Below are 20931 nucleotides of genomic sequence, written 5' to 3' on the forward strand. Positions count from 1 at the left end.
GCGAAAGCTAAAAGCGGGTGGGGTGAACGTAACTACCAAACAGGCCTGCGCGCCACCCTGGCTGACTGGCTACAGCGCTCCGGTAACGGTGAGGTCTGGCACCGGAGGAACCATCAATCAGACAAACCACTACAACATAACTGCTGGTGGCGTGGATGCCGATGGACTGGTGAGGCGTATCAGGCAGGAACAGTCTGAAGATATACATCAGGCGCTGGGCATAACCTTGACCGATAAATTTTATTAGGGTAAAAAGGAGCTATGTAGCTCCCTTTATGTAATCTAATAATTAGAAATGCGCATATTATTGAATGAGTTATATATATTTTGAATGTATTCAATTCGTTCGTTTCGGCTGCCTTCTATCTCTTGAAGTAATAAATCTTTAGGTTGTGAGTTCTCTCTTCTGTTTCTCATTTCAGAATCACTCAGGAGATGGTAGTTAATAATAGAGTTTAATTTATAAATATTTTCATCTGTATCGATTTCATGCTGCTTAATGTGTAGGTTTTCCAACATGTTTTCAGTCGTGATACTCTTATAAATTAAATCCTCTAGAAGCTTCGGATTGCATACCTTTAAATAACATATTAATGCTAGTGAAACCTGGAAGTTTTTACCGCTCAATTCACGTATCATATGTCTGTTATCAATGACAGAGAGCACTGAATAGCATCTTTCAGCTTCCCTAAGTGAACAACCATTAACTTCTAATAACATAGCCAACGTTTTTACAAGTGCTCCCCCACGAGATAATAATCTTTGCTTCGCATCAATTGAGAGTAAGTATGTTTCTAGTGTGGACTGATAAAAACCATTCCTCACATCTTCGGTAGTTCGAGTCAATTTTGGCAAAGTAAACCAATAATGTATGAATTTATTAAGATATAGCCTTGAATCAATTTGTCCGTAGCGGCACTCAATACTTTTTTCGAACTGCTCACGATTAACTACAAGGAGAAAAATAAAACCTTTCACAGAAAATAGATGCTTGATTTTTTCAAGCAGGTCCAATGCATAATCAGGCCTTGCTCTATCAAGTTCGTCAATAATGATGAGGGTTTTCTTCTGAGTGGTTGTGTGAATTTCTTCCAGTGTTTCTTTAAAATGAATTATATTGTTTTTTTCATTTTTTGCTGATTTTATTTTGTCAGCGATATACTCCTCGATAGGGTTAGAAAATGACTCTGCTAGTGCTCCCGATGCCTGTTCAATTGTAGTGGCGGTTAAGAGGTTTGCTGTTGCGGTAGAGATAGCAAATTTTGCTGTATGGGAAAGCACAGAGAGACCGATTTTTTTGCTTGCAATTAAAAGCTTTTCGCCAAATTTTGAGGTCAGTTTCTTTTCATTTTCGACCATTTCATATATCACTGAAGATAATGATATGAATGGGTCTGATTGATAATCGCTTTCGTAAGCGTCGAAATAAATAACATTAAGATCTTCATGGTTCAATTTTATTTCTGACGTCATCATTTTTACAAATGTTGATTTGCCGTTCCCCCATTTATCCTCTAACGCTAACACTAAGTTTTCATCTGGTGCCTGGAGAGTAACTCTCATTATTTGCTCAAATAATGGTTTTCTTTTGAATAAATCTAAGTCGTCGGTGAAACCTTCGCTTAAGTTATTATCTAGGGTAGTAAGTATCATAAATAATCCTTTTCGGTTATAATGATTAAGCTAAACAATAGCAAAATTAAAGGGTTAGGCAGTAATGTTCAACTTTTTTGTCCATTTTGTGTGATTGAATCAATATTCTGACGTGAGGTTTACATGGCTGTAATGAGCAAATCGGCCTATGCCCGTCATTGTGTAGTGAGTCGACAGACGGTTTATGACTGGGTAGCCAAGGGTGAAGTAGTGATGTCCGGTAACAAGATTGACGTTGAAGCTACTGAACAAATGCAGCATGGCAACGAACATTCTGAGAGAAAGGACTACATGGTCCTGTGGGCTTCACAGGTAATTGAATGGATTCATACCAATCAGTATTAGTTTCCTGCGGCGCAAAGCCAGGAAGAAGCGAAACAGCTGCTGGAAGCCGCCACCCAGCTAATGTCATATGATATTGAGTACCTATGCGATGAAGGCGGAGAAGAAGTTGTCAGGCTTTATCACGAGCCTGACGATTGCGAACATTATTTCCATGGATTCCACCAACTGGGCAACGTTATAGACTTCATACAAGATTTTATCCTGGCGGATTGCCTAAGAATGAAATTACGCGGGAAAGGAAACCATATAGATCCAGAGTGGGACTGATGGTCTGTGAAGGGGCTCGAAGCATTGTGCACGCCTACTAAAACAGATGAAGCTCGTTTAAAGCGCTTCCACGAATACATGGGTGAGGATGAAAATTAGTGTTGAAATGTACGCTGTAAGCCATTGCCCAAGGGGAAAAGTTTCAACTCAGAGTCGCCTCAATCAAAACGCCCAACCAAAGTGTCAACCCGCCCTCTGACTCTTGCTATCGCGGCCTCCTGGCAAAATACGAGCCGAAATATACAGAATTATTAAGGTCAAAGACGGCTTCTGGAGAAAAGTGTCAAGCTGGCATGCTAAGAAATGCTAAGGTTTTAGGGCAAATAAAAGAAAAGTGTAAACCAGCCTACAGACCTTGTGAATACTGGGTTTTCGTTATGAATAGCTTCGGTTTTAGTCAGAAAACCCCGTAATTTGGGGTAAAAAGTGCCAACCTGCGATGCTTAGAAATGACAGGGTTTTTGCGTAAAAAAATGGAAAGTGTTAACTATGCTGAAAGCCGCATTAAGTCAGGACTTAGTGGAAAAGTGTAAAGTGGTGATGTTAAGGAATGTTAAGGTTTTAGCGGGGAAAAATGCAAAAGTGTGTGGTGACCAGGCAGGCCTATGGCAGCGGTCAATTAGCCAGGTTGGTCTGAAGCTCCTGCTACCCCCACAAAGGCAGAATGAGTGGGAGGAACGGAGCAGGGGAGTCTAAGTTACAGTTGCTTCAAACTAAAACTGGCATTTATATGGATAAACTTTAAAAAGTCGGCTTTGTGCCAGGAGGGGACGTTGCCTGCTCGTTGTACTTCGTGTTTTCAGGATAGAATACATGAGCTTATCACCATGATAATCATGGCAACATTTGGTACTATTCCCTTACTTTTATAAAGGAAGAGGATTTTTTAAATGGTCCTGGGACTAGCAATAGCGGTAGGTGTTCTTGCTGTTTTATTCGTGGTTATGGTTACGATGCATATTTTATTGAAGAAAAAGCATGCAATCGATCTTTTACGTTACAGCAAGATTGTTGATCTTGAAGAAGAAGCGCGAAAAATAAAAAAGGCTATGGATGATGAAGAAAAGTCCAGCCGCAATGCTATTGATAAAGAAGTGAAAGACAAGCGTACTGAGATAGATAGTGAAGTGAATGCAAAACGCCAAGCGATAGATAAAGAGGTTAAAGATAAAGATACAGATATACAGAGGCGTGAAAAAATAGCGAGAGAGCTTATTGCGTCTCAGGAGCAAGAGCTAACCGACTTAAAAAAATCATATAATGAAAAACGCCAACTTTTGTTGGATCTCTCTGCAAAATTAGCTGAAGTGAGTGACTCTGTTGATATGATTGATTATGGTATGTATAAACCGCGTTTCGACTATCATGATTCCAAAGCTTTCCAAGAGGCCATTAGTTACAATAAAGAAAGACAGAAAAGTCTAATTCGACAAGATGCTGCTTGTGACTTTAATACTAGTTGGGAGGTAAATGGTAGCAAGTCGGAAGGTAAAAAAATGATCAAGCGTTATGTGAAATTACTTGTCAGAGCATTCAATAGCGAGTGTGATGCCGCGATAGGAAAAATTAAGGCAGGCAATGTTGAGCAACTTAAAAAACGTATTGAAAGCGCTTTTGATGCACTCAATAAATTTGGACAATCAATGAATATAAGTATCACTTATGATTATCTGAATTTGCGATTGGAGGAATTACTGCTTTGCCACGAAAAAGAACTTAAAATTCAGGATGAGAAAGATATCCTTAGAGAAGAACGTGAATTGCAATGAGAGGAAGAGAAAGCACAGCGTGAATACGAGAAAGCTATTCGCGATGAACAAAAGGCGGAGAAAGACTTCCAGAAGGCAATGGAAAGAGCAAGAAAAGAGCTTGAAAAGGCAAATGCTGAAGAAAAATCCCGTATTGAAGCCAAAATTGCTGAACTCGAACTTCAGGTTGAAGAGGCAAGGGCTTTGTCTGAGCGCGCAAAATCTCAGGCTCAGTTAACTCGAAGCGGCCATGTCTATGTGATTTCTAATATTGGAGCGTTTGGGGAGAATGTCTATAAAATTGGTTTAACTAGACGACTTGAACCTGAAGATCGTGTTAATGAACTGGGGTCTGCATCAGTGCCGTTTAAATTTGATATCCATGCGTTGATTTACTCCGATGATGCTCCAGCACTTGAAACTAGCCTGCATAATGAATTTTCTTCGCACCGGATAAATATGGTGAATAATCGCAAGGAATTCTTTAAAATTAATCTGTCAGATATTGAGGGCAAGGTTAAGTCACTTGGTTTTGATGCGTCATTTACGGAGTATGCACTTGCTCCCGAATATCGTAGCACGCTATCTATTTTGAATGCAAAAGACAAAGCAAAATCAATTGCAGATGCAGTAGAGAATAAAGTTGAAGAGTTATTCCCCGAAATGGCTTAAAGAAGTTTAAAATTTATATTAAAGACTAGACAAACCCGCTTCGGCGAGTTTGTCCAGGTAATTTAGTTTGTGCCATTATAGCGTTGCTATAATAATTGAGATTAAACATGAGTTTTTCAGGTTTCATCGATACAGCTGCTGCATCACGCTCACGTGATTGCTTCTTTTGAATGTAAGCATCCAGCTTAACCAAACCGTTCGCTTATAAAGAATTTCCAGAGAACGGTTCAGGTATGATCTAAGGCCAATGTCAGCTCATCGCTCTTAACGGACTGACGGTGTCATAGGTCAACTAAAGCGTAAGGCAATGTTGAATGTGTATAGAAATGTGTATAGTTAATTTTTCATAACACAAAAAGTCTACGTTTTAACTGAGTTTGTCCATTGTTGTTTTATTCCCTTCGCCCTTCTAAATTCTTTTCTTCCCCTATAAATTGATCTGGTTAACTTGCCAGGCATACTTTTCTCTTGTTTTTAGTCACTAAACATATCCGTTTTTTCATATTTGATATTGAACTTATATCTCCGTGGAGTATCCTGTCCGTCAACAATCGGGAGGAATGATGTCATTAACATCCTTACAGCTTTTCAAAAATCTGTCCGATGAAACCCGTCTGGGTATTGTGCTGATACTTAAGGAGATGGGGGAACTGTGCGTGTGCGATCTCTGCACGGCGCTGGATCAGTCGCAGCCCAAGATCTCCCGCCATCTGGCAATGCTTCGGGCAAGCGGACTGTTGTTGGATCGCAAGCAGGGGAAGTGGGTGCACTATCGTTTATCACCGCATATGCCTGTATGGGCAGCACAGGTCATTGAACAGGCCTGGTTAAGCCAGCGAGAGATCGTACAGGTCATCGCCCGCAAGCTGGCATCAGCAAACTGTTCGGAAAGCGGTAAAGCGGTTTGTCTTTAAAATTTGCCGTAACATATATGTTTTTTCAAATGTGATTTTCAGGGAGGGGGTATGCTACTGGCTGGTGCTATTTTTATCCTGACCATTATTCTGGTTATCTGGCAGCCGAAGGGGCTGGGCATCGGCTGGAGCGCGACGCTTGGCGCAGTACTGGCTTTGATATCTGGCGTTGTGCATGTGGGGGATATTCCGGTGGTGTGGAATATCGTCTGGAACGCGACGGCGACCTTTATTGCGGTGATTATTATCAGCCTGTTGCTCGACGAGTCCGGCTTTTTTGAATGGGCGGCGCTGCATGTCTCTCGTTGGGGAAACGGTCGTGGCCGTTTGCTGTTTACCTGGATCGTTTTGCTCGGCGCTGCGGTGGCGGCGCTGTTTGCTAACGATGGTGCGGCACTGATTCTGACTCCCATTGTCATCGCCATGCTGCTGGCATTAGGGTTCAGCAAAGGCACCACGCTGGCATTCGTCATGGCTGCCGGTTTTATTGCCGATACGGCCAGCCTGCCGCTTATCGTGTCGAACCTGGTGAATATAGTCTCGGCGGACTTCTTTGGACTGGGCTTCACTGAGTATGCGTCGGTAATGGTGCCGGTGGATATTGCTGCTATTATCGCCACGCTGGTTATGCTGCATCTGTTCTTCCGCAAAGATATCCCGCCGACTTACGATCTGGCTCTCCTGAAGGCACCTGAAAAAGCAGTAAAAGATCCGGCTACGTTCCGCACCGGCTGGATTGTTTTGATTCTTCTGCTGGTAGGTTTTTTCGTCCTCGAGCCTCTCGGGATTCCCGTTAGCGCAATTGCGGCAGTTGGGGCGGTAATACTGTTTACCGTGGCGAAACGAGGTCATGCCATTAACACAGGCAAAGTGCTGCGTGGCGCACCCTGGCAGATCGTTATCTTCTCATTGGGGATGTACCTGGTGGTCTACGGTCTGCGTAACGCCGGGCTAACCGAATACCTTTCAGGGGGGCTAAACGTACTGGCGGATAAAGGACTCTGGGCCGCGACGCTGGGTACTGGCTTCCTGATGGCTTTCCTGTCTTCGATCATGAACAACATGCCTTCCGTGCTGGTTGGTGCGCTCTCTATCGATGAAAGCACCGCAACCGGCGTTATTAAAGAGGCGATGATCTACGCCAACGTGATTGGCTGCGATCTGGGTCCGAAAATTACACCTATTGGTAGCCTGGCAACGCTGCTCTGGCTGCATGTACTTTCACAGAAGAATATGACCATCACCTGGGGCTACTATTTTCGCACCGGGATCGTTATGACTCTGCCTGTGCTGTTTGTCACGCTGGCCGCGCTGGCGCTACGTCTCTCTTTCACTTTGTCATGAGATACTGCTATCTATGAGCAACATCACCATTTATCACAACCCGGCCTGCGGCACCTCGCGTAATACGCTGGAGATGATCCGCAATAGCGGTACTGAACCCACCGTTATTCATTACCTTGAAAATCCACCGTCACGCGATGAGCTGGTCAAACTCATTGCCGACATGGGGATCGCGGTGCGGGCGCTGCTGCGTAAAAATGTTGAGCCTTATGAAGAACTGGACCTCGCAGAAGATAGATTTACTGACGATCGGTTAATCGACTTTATGCTGCAGCATCCGATCCTGATTAACCGCCCGATTGTGGTGACACCGTTGGGGACGCGTCTGTGCCGTCCTTCTGAAGTTGTTCTGGATATTCTTCCCGATGCCCAGCAAGGCGCTTTCGCTAAGGAAGATGGCGAGAAAGTTGTTGATGATGCGGGTAAACGGGTGAAATAAATATCAAGGGGGTGAATGCCCCCTTATTCCTGCCTCAGAGCGTAAGGTCTGAATCTTCTGGCTGAGTACTGTTCCCTTCACCCAGAATGCGCTGCAGGAAAACCGTGTCCAGCCAGCGGCCATGTTTGAAACCAATATCTTTCAGAGTGCCTATTTCAGTAAATCCTGCGCGGACATGCAGCGCAATGGAAGCCACATTAGCGCTGTCACCCACAACCGCAATCATCTGACGATATCCCTGGGACTGTGCCCAGGTGACGGCTCGATCGAGCAGCGCTTTTCCGATGCCCTGTCGCTGATAACGCGGATCAATGTATATCGAGTTTTCAACCGTAAACCGGTAGGCATGGCGTTCGCGGTAACGAGAAAGATAACAGTAGCCGATGACCGTATCGCCCTTGAGGGCGATATACCATGGAAACCCATGAGACTGAACGCGACTCAGTCGGTTCAGCATCTCCTGCGCATCCGGAGGTTCGGTTTCAAAGCTACCTGTACCTTGCAGAACATGGTGAGCATAAATATTGCGTATCGCGGTAATGTGCTGTTCTTCAGCATGAATAATGTGCATCGTATCGCTCCGTTAACTCTGGTTGACAGTGTACCGGAGTGAGTCATGAGCGGATCGAGACTTAATTTATAGATTGTATAAGAGAAACTTAGAGGAGCGAAGTTGCACCGCCGCCCTGCGGGGTCTTCGTTGCTCTGGACATGAATGCCACCACCACTGATGAGAGAGGGCTATCTCTAAACGTTGTCATGGAGGTGACGATTATCTGTTGATGCCTCCTGATGCCGCTTACGCAGTTTCAGCAACCGGGAAACCAGTATTACCACGGCGAGACTGGCCATCAGCGCCGCGCAGTGGAAGGCGATTCTGCCACCAGCATGGAAGTAGATCCAACGGGTTGCCTCAATGGAAGCGGCAAACGCGCTCAGGGCCAGAATATTCAGCGTGGCGGACACGGTGCCTTTTGGCAGATGATGGGAAAAGAGCGTGAAGCGGAACAGCACCGGGTAAAGTAGCCCAATCCCCAGCGCATAAATGCTGGTACCCAGCACCGACCAGAACCAGACATGCGGCCACATAAGATTACCGACCAGCAGGATCAGCAGGCCGGTCAGCTGTATCGGAACGGTACGCCAGATAAAGCGCGGCGAAGTGGGGTCTTTTACCACGTTCGCCACGATCGCGCTGGCGATAATCAGCCCACTGAACACCGGCACCTGAGTCCAGGCATATGCCGCGGGAGACATGCCGCCGTGCTCAATCAGAATCACCGGAGAGAGCGCCACCCAGGTGATCATCGGCACGTTGCCAAAGGCCACCGCCAGCGAACCTGTCAGCACCACGGGATGACGAAACGCCGCGATGAAATCAGCCAGCACTTCCCCCGGTTTAAATCCCAGCCCCTGAGAGATAACGGTTTCCGGCATCTTAAAAAGCAGCAGGGCCCAGGCCACCAGGCCCAGCGCGCCAATAATGGCAAACAGCAGTTTCCAGTGCATCACCGTCATTAGCGCCGCGCCGGCCAGCGGTCCGATAACCGGCGCAAGCAGGACGATAGAGGTCAGCGCAGCCATGATTCTGATTGAATCGGTTTCCCCAAACGCTTCCTGAATCGACACATAGCCCACGGTCGAGATAAAACAGATGCTGGTTCCCTGGATAAAGCGGGCGACGAAGTATTGCGCGATCGAAGCGACAAACAGCATGCTCAGGCAGGAGAGAGCAAAAACCAGGGCGCCGGTGAGCAGAACGGGGCGGCGGCCGATACGATCTGACAAAGGGCCCAGCAGCCACTGCAGCGCCAGGCCTCCAGCCATATACAGGCTGACCGATGCCGGAGCAAGGGTGACATCAGCCTGAAGCTCGTTGATGATATGAATAATGCCTGGCTGAATAAGATCCGTGGTCAGGTAAGCCGAAAAATCATAAATAATCATCGCCAGCGGAAACAACATGACGCTGCCGTACTGGATTAAACGCCGTGGCGGGGTATTCATGCGGGCTCCGGGGAATCTGCCATCCTGCATCTTAGTATCTGTAAACCAACTCAACCGACCCTAAACGGAGATAAAATAATCCTGTTTTTTGTGTGGTTTTTGGGCCTTGTACCACGTGCGCGCATCAGCGCTGGACGTGAGGCAATCGGCGCTCTATTGTCATCAACGTGCGGAAATTGTCATCCATTAAAGGCTCTTGAATAACGGGATATCTATGTTACTGATCTTTGGCGGCCTGCCCGGTACCGGGAAATCAACCATTGCTCGCCTGCTGGCCGCCAGGCTGGGGGCCGTCTGGTTACGAATCGATTCGATTGAGCAGGCGCTGATCCGCGCCGAAACCGTCACCCGGCACGATATAGGACCGGCCGGATATCTGGCGGCGTACGCCATTGCTGCGGATAACCTCAGGCTGGGCAACGTGGTGATTGCCGATGCGGTGAATCCCATCGCCATTACCCGCCAGGCCTGGAGAGAGGTCGCGACCGAGAATGCCGCGCCTTATCTGGAGATAGAAGTGACCTGCTCCGACCAAACGCAGCATCGGTATCGCGTGGAAAACCGCGCAGCGGACATTCGCGGCCATATCCTGCCGGACTGGCAAAAGGTCATCACCCGTGATTACGAACCCTGGCATTCTGCCAGCCTGGTGCTGGATACCTCAGTACTGAGCGCCGAAGAGGCGGTAGAGCGGATCGTTGCGCATATTGGGTCGCACCGCCGGTAAGCCTATGAACACTCCCCAGGCGAGGGAAAAAAGCGGTCGCTCAGACGACCGCGTGGTATCAGAAAACGTCGCCGGTAAAGATATTCTTTTTCAGTTGAGTAAAGTCGTAAGTCGCCAGCTCTTCAGCGCTTTGGGTATAGTAAGTCAGACTTTCTGAAATCATCAGGTTTAGCTTATTCCCTTTTTCCTGAACGATAATCAACGGCTTTTTAAACGCGTGGGCATAGCCGATTTCGTACGCCGTACCGCTATCGACGTGACCGTCAAAGAAATCAACAACGGCAACCACCACCGTGGCTTCGTCGAGATGCTTGATATCGTTCTTAAAGATGAAATCGCGCCAGGGTAAAGTGCCGTATTCCAGATTCTCCGCATCGGCCAGGCGCGGTGAGAAAAATTTATCTACCGTTTTATTGGCGGTCAGCGCCTGTTCGACGCGCTGGACGCGATCAACCTGGTCGTCGCTGAAAAAAGGACTCGCAATATAAATATTTACCATCAATCGATTCTCCTGAAGATTCATTGAAGGCTGCAGTCGACCGGTAAAAGTTCGACGGACAGTCTTCTTCCCTGATAGGCAGTTAGTCTATTCACCTGAGTCGTTAGAATAACTTTATCGATGGATGCTGACTATGTTACGTGCTGCAAAGTGCGCTTTCTCTCGTCTGGCCGATGCCGCCCGGCATCGGCGGCAAGACTTTACATAAAGAACTTCACGGCCTGCTGGAGGGTGGTGCCGACGCCCCATAAAAGCGGCACGCTCACCGCTAACCAGCTTACGGTTAACAGCAGCGTGGACGGGCGGGCCTCCCACGTGAGCTGAGCATCCTTATTGATGGTATACAGACCTTTCGCCTGCTGCTGCTGTTCCGCGGTCATCGCATGCTCTTCCGTCAGCGGACGCACCAGCTGATTACAGATAAAACCCATCACCAGCAGGCCGGTCAGGACCATCAGCGTTATATCGTAGACGCGCTCGGGCGGGACTCCGTGCGTCAGCTGATACTCGCGCAGATAGTTCACCAGAACCGGGCCGCTGATCCCGGCCGCCGACCAGGCGGTTAACAAGCGTCCATGAATCGCGCCCACCATTTGTGAGCCAAAGACATCAGCCAGATAGGCGGGAATACTGGCAAAGCCTCCGCCGTACATCGAAATGATAATGCACATCGCGCAGACATAAAGCGCGATATAGCCGCCGTGATTCACCAGCGGCAACGTCCCGTACAGCACGGCGCCCAGGCAGAAAATGATCGCAAAGGTCATTTTTCGCCCGCACAGATCGGATACCGATGCCCAGAAAAACCGTCCCAGGATGTTAAACAGGCTGAGCAGGCCGGTAAATCCTGCGGCCATGGTAGCAATGCGTTTCAGCTGCTCGCCGTTCAGCTCATGCCAGCTGAGATCGAGCGACAGCAGTTTGCCGGCAAAGATCTCCTGCAGCATCGGCGAAGCCATACCGAGAATACCGATCCCCGCGGTGACGTTGAGCCATAGCACCATCCACAGCAGCCAGAACTGTGGGGTACGGCAGGCGACGCGGACGTGCACCTGGATCGTGGGATTATTGCGGATCGTTTTTTGCGCCTTCTCGCCCGAAGGGTGCCAGCCCATGGGCGGCAGGCGATAGCCAAAGGTACCGGCAAGCATAAATAGCGCATAAATCGCCGCCAGCGCCAGAATGCTTTGCCATACCCCGTTGCCGGTCGGACCGGCGAAGTAATTCATCAGACCATTTGCCAGCGGCGCCCCCACCAGCGCTCCCCCGCCAAAACCCATGATCGCCATCCCGGCCGCCATTCCGCGCTTGTCAGGGAACCAGCGCAACAGCGTCGAAACCGGTGAAATATAGCCCAGTCCGAGACCGATTCCGCCGATGACCCCGGCCCCCAGCCACAGCAACCATAGCTGATGGAAATAGATGGCGACGCTGGATAGCAGCAGGCCGCCGCACCAGCATAAGGTGGCAATAAAGCTCACCAGCCGCGGTCCAACCTTCTCAAGCCAGCTGCCCCACAGCGCCGCCGAACAGCCGAGAAAAACAAAAAACAGCGTGTAGGTCCAGCCGAGCATGGAGATTTTCCAGTCGCAATCGCGGGTAAACAGCTGCTGCCAGAACGACATATTGACGGGGCATTGAAGGGACTCGCTTCCTCCTATGAGCTGCGACATAGGCAGCCAGTAAACGGAAAACCCATAGGCCATACCTATGCAGAGATGAACGGCCAGTGCGGCCGGTGGCACCAGCCAGCGGTTAAAACCGGGCCTGGCGATGATACGTGGTTTCGCGAAAAAATCGCGTAGGGGAGAGACCGGTGCGGTCGCGATGTTTTCATTCATTTGCGCCATTTTCCTGTCCTTTTTATCTACATTGGCCGACGAATGCTGCGGTCGGGGAACGTAGATAAAAGGCAAGAAAGGTGCCATTTGATTAATTTGTGTACAAAAATGGCGACTGAAGCGAGCAAGCTTCGCTGAAGGGATGAGGCGAAAAGCCAGCCCTCGGCGACGAAGGCGCCTGTCGGGATAAAATCGCCGGGCGCGCTATTATTTTGATAAACGTCGATCTCAGAGTGATACGCGGTGCGAGGTGGCGATGGCGCGCGGCGCTGAGCGTCTTTGACGTCAGCGCTCTCCTCTGCTGGCCAGCAGAACGCGACCGGCACGGTGTTTGCTGTGAAGGGCGGGCGAGGGCGCGTACCGGCCTGCTCGCCCGGCGCACGTTAGCTTAAGGTATCAATCCATTCGCTCTGGCGCGGGTTCTGCCGACGATAGCAGTGTACCGACACCGCCAGCTGCGTCAGGTCGGTGAAGACCATCGGATCGAGCTGAATATGCTTTTTAATCTGCTGCAGCCGGTAGGTGAGCGTATTGCGATGAATCCCCAACAGCAGCGACGTTTTGCCCGGCTCGGCGTTATTGGCAATAAAGCTGCTGAGGGTATCCAGCAGCACTTCGCCGGAATCATGCTCAAGCAGCTGGCGTACGTTATTGATAAAAAAATTGACCATATAGCTGTCTTCCAGCACCCGGAACAGGCAGAGCATCGCCATTTCGCGAAAGTAGTAGATCTGCCGCTGCGGCTGTACTTTGCTCCCGACCTCAATCACCGAACGGGCGAATCGGATGGCCTCGCGAATATCCGGAGCGCTGTCAGCCTGCACGCCAATGCCGATATGGTAATGGCTGATCTGATTGCTGAGGACAAACTCGATGCCCCGCAGCAGCGTTTCCTGGGATTCGCTCAGCGTATTGAGGATCAGGATCTCATTGCTGCCCAGCAAAATGACGTCTCTTACCCCGGCCAACTGCGAGAATTCTCGCAGCAGCGTACTCAGTATTTCGCTTAGCTGATGCTGTTCAACCTGCACGGTCACCACGACCGGCACCAGCGGCGCATCAAAAGCGAAGCCAAGCTCAACCAGGCGATGAAGCGCTTCCTGTCCGGCGGGCGAAGCGCCTTGATCAAGATATTGACCAAACAGGGTATCGCGCAGACGCTGTCGCCAGTTGGTTTCCCGCATCTCTATGGCCTGGCGGACCAGCAGCTCGGCGGTGAGTACCGCCAGTTCAGCATAGCGGCTGATCGCTGCGGGATCGCCGCTGATGCCCACCACCATCACCACGCGATCGTCATAGATAATGGGATGATTAATACCGGGATGCACATTCTGGAAACGCGCGGCTTCCGCGGTGTTGTTAATACAAATGCGTTTACCGGTGCGTATCACCTCACGGGCGATCTCATGCTGCTCGCCGATACGATGCCGTTCACCTGAGGCAATGATCTGTCCATGATGGTCAATCACGTTCACGTTATGATGAATTATCGCCATTGCCCGGGCGACAATTTCATTAGCCAGCGCCGTCGTAATAATCATACAGTTATCCGCTTATGTGCCTCTCCGCGCCGCCCGCTCAGAAAGGTTCGTAGAACATTCTCCGCTGCGTCGGCGAGGAGCTGTTCGCATGTGTTCATCGACTCCGCCAGCGGCATAGGGCGCTGGCAAATAGACCACATCGCGTCAATATGGTGTTGATACAATTGCCGACTGCTCTCATCGCGTCCGCCGCAAAGGGCCACAACCGGTACGCCGTGGCGCGCCGCTTTGCCCGCCACGCCCACCGGGGCTTTACCAAAGGCGCTCTGACGATCGAGCCAGCCTTCCCCGACGATGGTCAGCGAGGCATCGCTAAGATGGCGGTCGGCGTTAAGCAGTTCCAGCACCAGGTCAATGCCCGGGCGCAGCGTGGCGCCCGCATAGGCGATCAGCGCGGCCCCCATACCGCCCGCGGCCCCGGCGCCGGGCCGTTCGCTGATGTCGTAGCCGAGCGTTTGCGTAATCTGCCGACTGTAGTGCGCCATACCCGCCTCCAGTTCCCTGAGCGCGGCCTCGTCCGCGCCTTTCTGCGCGCCATACACCCAGGTGGCGCCATCTTCCCCAAGCAGAGGATTCGTGACGTCGCAGGAGGCCTGTATTTCGGCCTGTCGTAAGCGCGGATCCATGGCGCTTAAATCGATGCGCTGAATATGCGCAAGATCCTGACCCGCCGCGGGAACCGGCAGCAGCGTGCCGTCCTCGCGCCAGAAGCGGGCGCCAAGCGCCTGGGCAAAACCGATACCGCCATCGTTGGTCGCGCTGCCGCCCAGCCCGATAATCAAACGCCGACAACCGGCATCCAGCGCCGCTTTTACCTGCTCGCCCAGCCCAAAGCTGCTGGCCAGACGCACATCCCGCTGCGCTTTCGGCGTGAGCTCCAGCCCACAGCTTTGCGCCATCTCGATAATGGCCCGTTCGCCGGGCAGGATCAGAAACGCGGCCTCTACGGAGAGACCGTAAGGCGAGGTGCAATGCTGCTGCTGCCACCTTGCGCCCTTCAGCTGCGGACTTTCCGCAAGGGCCGAGAGCAGCCCCTCTCCGCCGTCCGACACGGGCATTTCGACCAGCTCCAGCCCCTCGTCAACCCGGCGCAACCCCTGTGCTACCGCTGCGCAAGCGGCCTGCGCGCTACAGCTACCCTTAAACGAATCCAGCGCGATAACAATCTTCATGCGTTCTCCTGCGTTAATGCGCTTTGCGCGGCGTTTTATCGGTGGTCATGAGCTGCAATAACATCCCCAGCAGCGCGCATCCCGCCATGGTAAAGAAGGCGTAGATATAACCCGCCGGATTTTCCCATCCCCCACCGAACTGGATGAGCCAGCCCATAAGCAATGGCGAAATGCCGCCGCCGATAAACATCGCCGTGGTGATAATGCCGTTGGCGGTAGAGGTGGCGCGTTCTTCGGCGGAGTCCGAAGCCATTGCGTAGTAGATAGGCCACACGGCGTTGGCCACCAGGCCAAAAAATAGCTGAATGGCGATAAGACGCGGCATATTGGTGGCGAAATAGAACAGCGCAATGCCGATACTCATCCACAGACCGCAGACGATCAGAGTACGTTTACGGCCAAAGCTATCGGACAGCCAGGGCCAAATTATCTGGCCCAGGGTACCGGTAAGCGTGAAGATAATACTTAGCCCGGCGGATGCTGCCAGCGACAGGCCGGAGACGTGATAAAGATACGGCGGCAGCACAACGTTAATGCCCATATAGACAATTTGCGTCAGCAGGGTATTGCCCGCCGTTAGCGAAATATTGCGGTTGCGCAGGGTGCGTAAAAAGGTCTTCATCCCTTCGCCTTTGGCAACATGGCTGCTTTCCTGGGTCGCCGGGCGCGTCATCCCCTGGCTATCGATATGCAGATAAAGCGTGTTGATGCGATCGGCGGTGGAATATTTCGCCCAGAAAATCATCAGCGGGATGGCGACGATCAGCGCCAGCAGGAAGCAGTAGCGCCAGCTGCCTTCGCCAAATGCGGAAAGCACCAGACTTGCCACCACGCCGCTCAGCAGCGCGCCAATCGGATAGCCGGTATGATGCACCCCCAGCGCGAAGCCGCGTTTCTCTTTCGGCCACCACTCTGCGGTGTTGCTGACGCCGACGGGCTCGCCCCAGCCGGCCCCGAGGTTGACGCCAACGCGCAGCAGCACAAAGGCCGTCAGCCCGTGGCTGATCGCTTTAATACCGGAAAGAAAAGAGAGGGCGGTATAGCCCAGCACCAGCGGTACCTGAAAGCGCGCTCGTTTCCAGCCTGAACCGTAGCGATCGCTCCAGATGGAGCCGGGGATATCCAGCACCGCGAGGGCAACCATAATCAGGGCGACGACGTTGCCCCACTGTTCCGGCGAGAGCGAAAACTCTTTAGAGATGACCGGGCCAAGGCGCAGGATCATCTCGCGATCGTAGGCGTTAAGCACCCAGATTAGCCAGCAAACCAGCAGCGAAACCCAGGAGAAACGATGTATCAGCCGCTTTTTTCCACCTTGTTCGCCGGCAGGTGTGTGATTGATTGTTGTCATAGTCGTGTTTACTCCGCGGCGTCGCGACAGCATGATGCGCGCCGCCTGGTGTCAGGGTCAGAGTCAGTTCGCCGGGTATTATTGTTATCGCGGCGAGCCGGAGGTTCGCTTAGCCGGCAAAACGCCGTTCCGCTACGCCGGTCACGCCCAGGTCGTACAGGGCGAACAGGCTGCCGCGCAGCTGATTATCTTCCGGGAAGCGCGGGAGGGGCGGCTGCGCCATTGAGGTGACGTACAGCACGTCGAGGTTTTCGCCGCCGAACATAACGCTGGTCACTTTTTTCACCGGCATCTCAATGATGCGATCGACCTTGCCCTCCGGCGTGTAGCGCACCAGCTTGCCCGCGTAGACCAGCGCGTTCCACAGATAGCCTTCGCTGTCCACGGTGGCGCCATCCGCCGCGCCGCCTTCGCTGCTATCGACACGGCAAAAGACTCGTTCTCCGGAGAGATCGCCGGTCGCGGTGTTGTAGTCCCAGGCGCAGATTTCGCCCGTCCAGGTATCGGCAAAATAGAACGTCTCGCCGGAGGGGCTCCAGCAGGGGGCGTTAGAGACGATGATATTTTTCTTCAGCACGTGTAGTGACAGATCGGCGTCCAGGCGATATAGCGCGCCGCTCGGCTCCTCTTCACGCATATCCATCGATCCGAACAGAAAACGTCCCTGACGATCGACTTTGCCGTCGTTGAGCCGGTTAAAGGGCCGGTCCGCTTCCGGATGGTGCAGCAGCGTCAGCTCGCCGCTGGCGAAGTCGAGCAGATGTACGCCATTCTGTAGCGCCACCACCGCGCCTTCGCCGTTCTGGCGCAGGGCGAACGAGCCAATTTTCTGCCGCACGTCCCAGCTCTTAATCGCGCCGCCCTGCGCGTTACAGGCGAACAGGCGCCCGTCGAGGCTGTCCACCCACCAAAGACGCTGCTGTTCGACATCCCAGACCGGGCTTTCGCCAAGTCGAGTTTTTAAATCCAGTAAGACTTCGATGCGCATAAGGACCTCCTGATTACGCTTTTTCGCCGCCGGCTTGTTTTGCCGATGCTCTGCCAGGGGATGACGAACTTTTGATGAACAGAGACACCAGCGCGCCGATGATCAGTAGCGCGACGGCGAACCATAAGCCGGACGTTGCCGCGCCGGTGCGATCCTCAAACGCGCCGAGAATAAACGGCCCGAGAAAGCCCCCGCACAGCCCGAGGCAGTTAAGCAGGCCGAAGCTGCCCGCCAGCATATGCCCGCTCATGATCGAGGGGAGCCAGTTAAAAATGATGGATTGCATGGCGAAGAACATGAAGGCGGCCAGCGAGAAGCCAAGCAGCGCCACGCCGTGGCCGGCAATCGCGCCAATCGCCATGCCGGTCGCCATGACCAGATATCCGGCCATCAGCATGCTGCGCGAACGCTGTTCCGTCCGGGCGAAACGCGGCAGCAGGATCCCGCCAGCGGCGGCTGCGATCCACGGGATGGCGGTCAGCAGACCGATCTGCAGCGGAGTAAGCTGGCCCCAGCTACCGATGATCCCCGGCAGGAAATAACTCAGGCCGTAAACCGAAAACTGATGGGTAAAGTAAATCAGCACCAGTAACAAAAACACCCGGGTGGTGAGCGCGGTTTTCAGGGAAAATCGGCTTGGCGTATGGCGCGTCTCCTCGGCTTCTTTCTCCAGTACTGCGTTGATTGCCTGCACGTCGTCGCTGTCCAGCCAGCGGGCGTCGGCCGGTTTATCCGGCAGTCTGCGCCAGACGACGAAAGCCAGCGCTATCGCGGGCAGCCCTTCGATAAAGAACATCCACTGCCAGCCGTGCCAGCCGGACATTCCATCAAGGCTTAATAACAAACCGCCCAGCGGCGCGCCGATAATGTTGGCCAGGCAGACCCCCAGCAGGAACAGACCGGTGGCTTTAGCGCGCTCTTCGCGGCCAAACCAAAGGGTCAGGTAGTAAATAATGCCCGGATAGAGCCCCGCTTCGGCAGCGCCGAGCAAAAGGCGCATCACGTAAAAGGACGTAGGCCCGGTGACAAACGCCATACCGCAGGAGATGATCCCCCAGGTGATCATGATGCGGGCGATCCAGCGCCGCGCGCCAATCCGGGTTAAAAACAGGTTGCTGGGGATCTCCAGCACCGCGTAAGTGAGAAAAAACAACCCGGCCCCGAGGCCGAATGCGGTTGCGGAAAGGCCGATATCCACCGACATGGTCGCTTTCGCCATGCCAATATTGGTGCGATCAATAAAGCTGATGATGTACGCCACGATAAGCAGCGGCATCAAATGGCGGTAGATCTTTTTATGGGTGCGCTGTAGCTGCGTCCCGTTTACCGCCTTTTCATTTATTGCGGACATGGTTATTATTTCCCCGTATTCGTGGTCAGAAGCCTTGCCGGGATCGAGACGATCCCGTTCGTCAGCTCACAGGTTGTCGCCGGGTGCTGACCCGAACGACGCCCGGCCCGAAGCCCCACTTCGGGCCGTCTTTTCCTAAGCGCCTTCGCGCTCGAACAGCATAGAAATCCCCTGGCCGCCGCCGATGCACATGGTGACCAGACCGGTGCGCGCGCCGCTGCGCGCCATTTCATACATCAGTTTGACCGGCAGGATCGCACCGCTGGCGCCCACCGGGTGGCCGAGGGCGATCGCGCCGCCGTTGACGTTAACGCGGGCTGGATCGAGACGCAGATCGTTCATCACCGCCAGCGCCTGGGCGGCGAAGGCCTCATTGAGTTCAATTAAATCGATGGCGTGAACATCCATATTGAGACGGTCCATCAGGCGTCGGGTCGCGGGAGAGGGGCCAAACCCCATAATCTCCGCGCCGCAGCCGGCGACCGCCCAGCCGCGAATGCGCATGCGCGGAGTTAAGCCGCGCTGTTCCGCCTGCTGGCGGGTCATCATCACCAGCGCGGCCGCGCCGTCGTTAATGCCGGAGGAGTTAGCCGCCGTCACCACGCCGTCGGCTTTAAATGCCGGACGCAGCGCGGCGAGCTTTTCGCGCGGGGTGTCGCGCGGGTGTTCATCGGTCGCGAACAGGCGGGTCGCTTTTTTGCCGTCCGGCACCTCAAGGGCCAGAATCTGCTCGCGGAAGCGATCCTCAGCGATCGCCTTCAGCGCCTTCTGCTGGCTCGACCAGGCGAAATCGTCCATCGCTTCACGGGTAATACCGAAGCGTTGCGCAACGTTTTCCGCCGTGATGCCGTTGTGATAAGGCCCTTCCGGCCAGGTGAGGATGGAGATCAGTCCATCTTCCAGCTCGCCGTGGCCCATGCGATAGCCATCGCGCGCTTTGCGCAGGTAGTAGGGCAGCTGGGTCATATTTTCCGTTCCGCAGGCGACGACCACCTCGGCCTGGCCGCTTTGCAGCTGCATCATGCCGTCCGCCAGGGCCTGAAGTCCGGAGCCGCACTGGCGGTTAACCGAATACGCGGTGCTCTCCTGCGGGATCCCCGCCCGCAGCTGGCAGATACGGGCGATAAAACCGCTTTCGGCGATTTGCCCGACGTTGCCGACGATCGTTTCGTCGATATCCTGCGGCGCAAGTCCGGCGCGGGCGATCGCTTCGCGAATGACCGCTGCTCCGAGGTCATGCTGGTGGGTATGCTTAAGACTGCCGTTAAATGTGCCAATAGCGGTACGGACGCCGCTGACAACCACAATATCATTAGCCTGTGTCATCGTTTTTCTCCTTACAGCACCATGCCGCCGCCGACGTTAATCACTTCACCGTTGATATAGCGCGCGCCGTCAGACGCCAGAAACGCCACGCACTCGCCAACGTCTTTCGCCTCCCCGGCGTAGCCCGCAGGGATTTTGTTGATCATGATTTGCCAGACGTTTTCCGGGACGCCGCGCGTCATATCGGTATCGATAAAGCCCGGGCAGATGGCGTTAACCGTGACGCCTTTTTTCGCCAGTTCGCGGCAGGCGGTTTTGGTCATTCCCACCACGCCGGCTTTTGACGCCGAATAGTTGGTTTGTCCGACGTTGCCAAGCCAGCTGGCGGAAGCGATATTGATAATGCGGCCCGCGCCGCGCTCGCGCATGCGGACGGCGGCCTGCTGCATACAGAGAAAAGTGCCCTTCAGATTGACATCGATCACCGTGTCCCAGTCCGCTTCGGAGAGTTTGTGCAGCATGGCGTCGCGGTTGATTCCGGCGTTATTCACCACAATATCCACCGGGCCAAACGCCTCTTCGGCCTGGGAAAACAGCGCTTCGACCTGCGCTTTTTCACCGATATTGCAGCTGATAAACAGCGCCTGTGCGCCCGATTCGCGCAGGGACGCGGCGGCGGCTTCGCCGTGCGCGTCGCGATCGGCGATGATCACTCGCGCGCCTTCCCGCGCAAGCACCTGAGCAATGCCAAAGCCGATACCGCGCGCGGCGCCGGTAACAATGGCGGTTTTACTGGCAAGTTTCAT

19 protein-coding genes are annotated in these 20931 nt (G+C 53.0%); 7 read left to right on the forward strand and 12 right to left on the reverse strand.

The window, feature by feature from the left end; translation table 11 throughout:
* Window positions 1-282: 282 nt before the first annotated feature.
* Entirely contained in the window at window positions 283-1653 is a 1371-nt protein-coding gene (locus tag ABLV12_RS00435) for a P-loop NTPase fold protein (RefSeq protein ID WP_064397285.1), read from the reverse strand.
* 123 nt (window positions 1654-1776) lie between these two features.
* Between ABLV12_RS00435 and ABLV12_RS00440 the strand changes: the two genes are divergently transcribed.
* The 6 genes from ABLV12_RS00440 to arsC all read left to right on the forward strand — a co-directional run bounded on the left by ABLV12_RS00440 (window position 1777) and on the right by arsC (window position 7382).
* Window positions 1777-1998 carry a hypothetical protein gene (locus tag ABLV12_RS00440; protein ID WP_064397287.1) on the forward strand — a complete coding sequence of 74 codons (222 nt, stop codon included), beginning with the start codon at window positions 1777-1779 and terminating at the stop codon, window positions 1996-1998.
* Window positions 1999-3155: 1157 nt separating this feature from the next.
* Complete coding sequence (locus ABLV12_RS00445; RefSeq protein ID WP_348866707.1) at window positions 3156-4034, forward strand: DUF4041 domain-containing protein; 879 nt, start codon at window positions 3156-3158, stop codon at window positions 4032-4034.
* Window positions 4035-4112: 78 nt separating this feature from the next.
* Window positions 4113-4685, forward strand: coding sequence for a GIY-YIG nuclease family protein (locus ABLV12_RS00450; protein WP_348866708.1), 573 nt, complete (start codon window positions 4113-4115; stop codon window positions 4683-4685).
* A 563-nt stretch (window positions 4686-5248) separates the two neighbouring features.
* Complete coding sequence (locus ABLV12_RS00455) at window positions 5249-5599, forward strand: transcriptional regulator (protein WP_064397295.1); 351 nt, start codon at window positions 5249-5251, stop codon at window positions 5597-5599.
* A gap of 51 nt (window positions 5600-5650) precedes the next feature.
* The gene (arsB, locus tag ABLV12_RS00460; RefSeq protein WP_064397297.1) at window positions 5651-6943 is read left to right on the forward strand and encodes an arsenite efflux transporter membrane subunit ArsB; all 1293 of its coding nucleotides are present in this window, start codon (window positions 5651-5653) and stop codon (window positions 6941-6943) included.
* Between the two features lie 13 nt (window positions 6944-6956).
* Window positions 6957-7382, forward strand: a complete 426-nt coding sequence (gene arsC, locus ABLV12_RS00465; protein WP_064397299.1) for a glutaredoxin-dependent arsenate reductase — start codon at window positions 6957-6959, stop codon at window positions 7380-7382.
* A gap of 34 nt (window positions 7383-7416) precedes the next feature.
* On the opposite strand, the gene ABLV12_RS00470 is transcribed toward arsC, so the two are convergent.
* Both ABLV12_RS00470 and ABLV12_RS00475 read right to left on the reverse strand, forming a co-directional pair.
* Entirely contained in the window at window positions 7417-7953 is a 537-nt protein-coding gene (locus tag ABLV12_RS00470; protein ID WP_348866709.1) for an N-acetyltransferase family protein, read from the reverse strand.
* A gap of 176 nt (window positions 7954-8129) precedes the next feature.
* Window positions 8130-9389, reverse strand: coding sequence for an MFS transporter (locus tag ABLV12_RS00475; RefSeq protein ID WP_348866710.1), 1260 nt, complete (start codon window positions 9387-9389; stop codon window positions 8130-8132).
* A 214-nt stretch (window positions 9390-9603) separates the two neighbouring features.
* Here ABLV12_RS00475 and ABLV12_RS00480 point away from each other — a divergent pair, with 214 nt between their 5' ends.
* Window positions 9604-10116, forward strand: a complete 513-nt coding sequence (locus ABLV12_RS00480; RefSeq protein ID WP_004105449.1) for an AAA family ATPase — start codon at window positions 9604-9606, stop codon at window positions 10114-10116.
* 58 nt (window positions 10117-10174) lie between these two features.
* On the opposite strand, the gene ABLV12_RS00485 is transcribed toward ABLV12_RS00480, so the two are convergent.
* The 9 genes from ABLV12_RS00485 to fabG all read right to left on the reverse strand — a co-directional run bounded on the left by ABLV12_RS00485 (window position 10175) and on the right by fabG (window position 20931).
* On the reverse strand, window positions 10175-10615 hold the full coding sequence (locus ABLV12_RS00485; protein WP_348866711.1) for a nucleoside 2-deoxyribosyltransferase: 441 nt from the start codon (window positions 10613-10615) through the stop codon (window positions 10175-10177).
* A 200-nt stretch (window positions 10616-10815) separates the two neighbouring features.
* On the reverse strand, window positions 10816-12465 hold the full coding sequence (locus tag ABLV12_RS00490; RefSeq protein ID WP_016809697.1) for an OFA family MFS transporter: 1650 nt from the start codon (window positions 12463-12465) through the stop codon (window positions 10816-10818).
* 374 nt (window positions 12466-12839) lie between these two features.
* Window positions 12840-13997 carry a sugar diacid recognition domain-containing protein gene (locus ABLV12_RS00495; RefSeq protein WP_004105443.1) on the reverse strand — a complete coding sequence of 386 codons (1158 nt, stop codon included), beginning with the start codon at window positions 13995-13997 and terminating at the stop codon, window positions 12840-12842.
* On the reverse strand, window positions 13994-15169 hold the full coding sequence (locus ABLV12_RS00500) for a glycerate kinase (RefSeq protein ID WP_160887150.1): 1176 nt from the start codon (window positions 15167-15169) through the stop codon (window positions 13994-13996). The genes ABLV12_RS00495 and ABLV12_RS00500 overlap by 4 nt, the downstream gene beginning before the upstream one ends.
* A gap of 13 nt (window positions 15170-15182) precedes the next feature.
* A complete protein-coding gene (locus tag ABLV12_RS00505) occupies window positions 15183-16553 on the reverse strand; it encodes an MFS transporter (RefSeq protein ID WP_023321586.1) in 1371 nt (456 codons plus the stop codon).
* Between the two features lie 76 nt (window positions 16554-16629).
* Complete coding sequence (locus tag ABLV12_RS00510; protein ID WP_004115225.1) at window positions 16630-17508, reverse strand: SMP-30/gluconolactonase/LRE family protein; 879 nt, start codon at window positions 17506-17508, stop codon at window positions 16630-16632.
* A gap of 13 nt (window positions 17509-17521) precedes the next feature.
* Window positions 17522-18859: an MFS transporter gene (locus ABLV12_RS00515; protein ID WP_016809701.1), complete on the reverse strand. Its 1338-nt coding sequence runs from the start codon at window positions 18857-18859 to the stop codon at window positions 17522-17524.
* A 135-nt stretch (window positions 18860-18994) separates the two neighbouring features.
* Window positions 18995-20185: a thiolase family protein gene (locus tag ABLV12_RS00520; RefSeq protein WP_004105426.1), complete on the reverse strand. Its 1191-nt coding sequence runs from the start codon at window positions 20183-20185 to the stop codon at window positions 18995-18997.
* A gap of 11 nt (window positions 20186-20196) precedes the next feature.
* Window positions 20197-20931 carry a 3-oxoacyl-ACP reductase FabG gene (fabG, locus tag ABLV12_RS00525; RefSeq protein WP_004105424.1) on the reverse strand — a complete coding sequence of 245 codons (735 nt, stop codon included), beginning with the start codon at window positions 20929-20931 and terminating at the stop codon, window positions 20197-20199.

This window comes from Klebsiella sp. CN_Kp100 (assembly GCF_040065315.1).
Lineage (GTDB): Bacteria > Pseudomonadota > Gammaproteobacteria > Enterobacterales > Enterobacteriaceae > Klebsiella > Klebsiella oxytoca.

Coding starts and splice junctions, on each gene's coding strand:
- ABLV12_RS00470 (WP_348866709.1), bottom strand. CDS start 7,953: ATGCACATTATTCATGCTGAAGAACAGCACATTACCGCGATACGCAAT.
- ABLV12_RS00445 (WP_348866707.1), top strand. CDS start 3,156: ATGGTCCTGGGACTAGCAATAGCGGTAGGTGTTCTTGCTGTTTTATTC.
- arsB (WP_064397297.1), top strand. CDS start 5,651: ATGCTACTGGCTGGTGCTATTTTTATCCTGACCATTATTCTGGTTATC.
- ABLV12_RS00455 (WP_064397295.1), top strand. CDS start 5,249: ATGTCATTAACATCCTTACAGCTTTTCAAAAATCTGTCCGATGAAACC.
- fabG (WP_004105424.1), bottom strand. CDS start 20,931: ATGAAACTTGCCAGTAAAACCGCCATTGTTACCGGCGCCGCGCGCGGT.
- ABLV12_RS00480 (WP_004105449.1), top strand. CDS start 9,604: ATGTTACTGATCTTTGGCGGCCTGCCCGGTACCGGGAAATCAACCATT.
- ABLV12_RS00450 (WP_348866708.1), top strand. CDS start 4,113: ATGGAAAGAGCAAGAAAAGAGCTTGAAAAGGCAAATGCTGAAGAAAAA.
- ABLV12_RS00520 (WP_004105426.1), bottom strand. CDS start 20,185: ATGACACAGGCTAATGATATTGTGGTTGTCAGCGGCGTCCGTACCGCT.
- ABLV12_RS00475 (WP_348866710.1), bottom strand. CDS start 9,389: ATGAATACCCCGCCACGGCGTTTAATCCAGTACGGCAGCGTCATGTTG.
- ABLV12_RS00440 (WP_064397287.1), top strand. CDS start 1,777: ATGGCTGTAATGAGCAAATCGGCCTATGCCCGTCATTGTGTAGTGAGT.
- arsC (WP_064397299.1), top strand. CDS start 6,957: ATGAGCAACATCACCATTTATCACAACCCGGCCTGCGGCACCTCGCGT.
- ABLV12_RS00510 (WP_004115225.1), bottom strand. CDS start 17,508: ATGCGCATCGAAGTCTTACTGGATTTAAAAACTCGACTTGGCGAAAGC.
- ABLV12_RS00500 (WP_160887150.1), bottom strand. CDS start 15,169: ATGAAGATTGTTATCGCGCTGGATTCGTTTAAGGGTAGCTGTAGCGCG.
- ABLV12_RS00505 (WP_023321586.1), bottom strand. CDS start 16,553: ATGCTGTCGCGACGCCGCGGAGTAAACACGACTATGACAACAATCAAT.
- ABLV12_RS00495 (WP_004105443.1), bottom strand. CDS start 13,997: ATGATTATTACGACGGCGCTGGCTAATGAAATTGTCGCCCGGGCAATG.
- ABLV12_RS00485 (WP_348866711.1), bottom strand. CDS start 10,615: ATGGTAAATATTTATATTGCGAGTCCTTTTTTCAGCGACGACCAGGTT.
- ABLV12_RS00515 (WP_016809701.1), bottom strand. CDS start 18,859: ATGTCCGCAATAAATGAAAAGGCGGTAAACGGGACGCAGCTACAGCGC.
- ABLV12_RS00490 (WP_016809697.1), bottom strand. CDS start 12,465: ATGGCGCAAATGAATGAAAACATCGCGACCGCACCGGTCTCTCCCCTA.
- ABLV12_RS00435 (WP_064397285.1), bottom strand. CDS start 1,653: ATGATACTTACTACCCTAGATAATAACTTAAGCGAAGGTTTCACCGAC.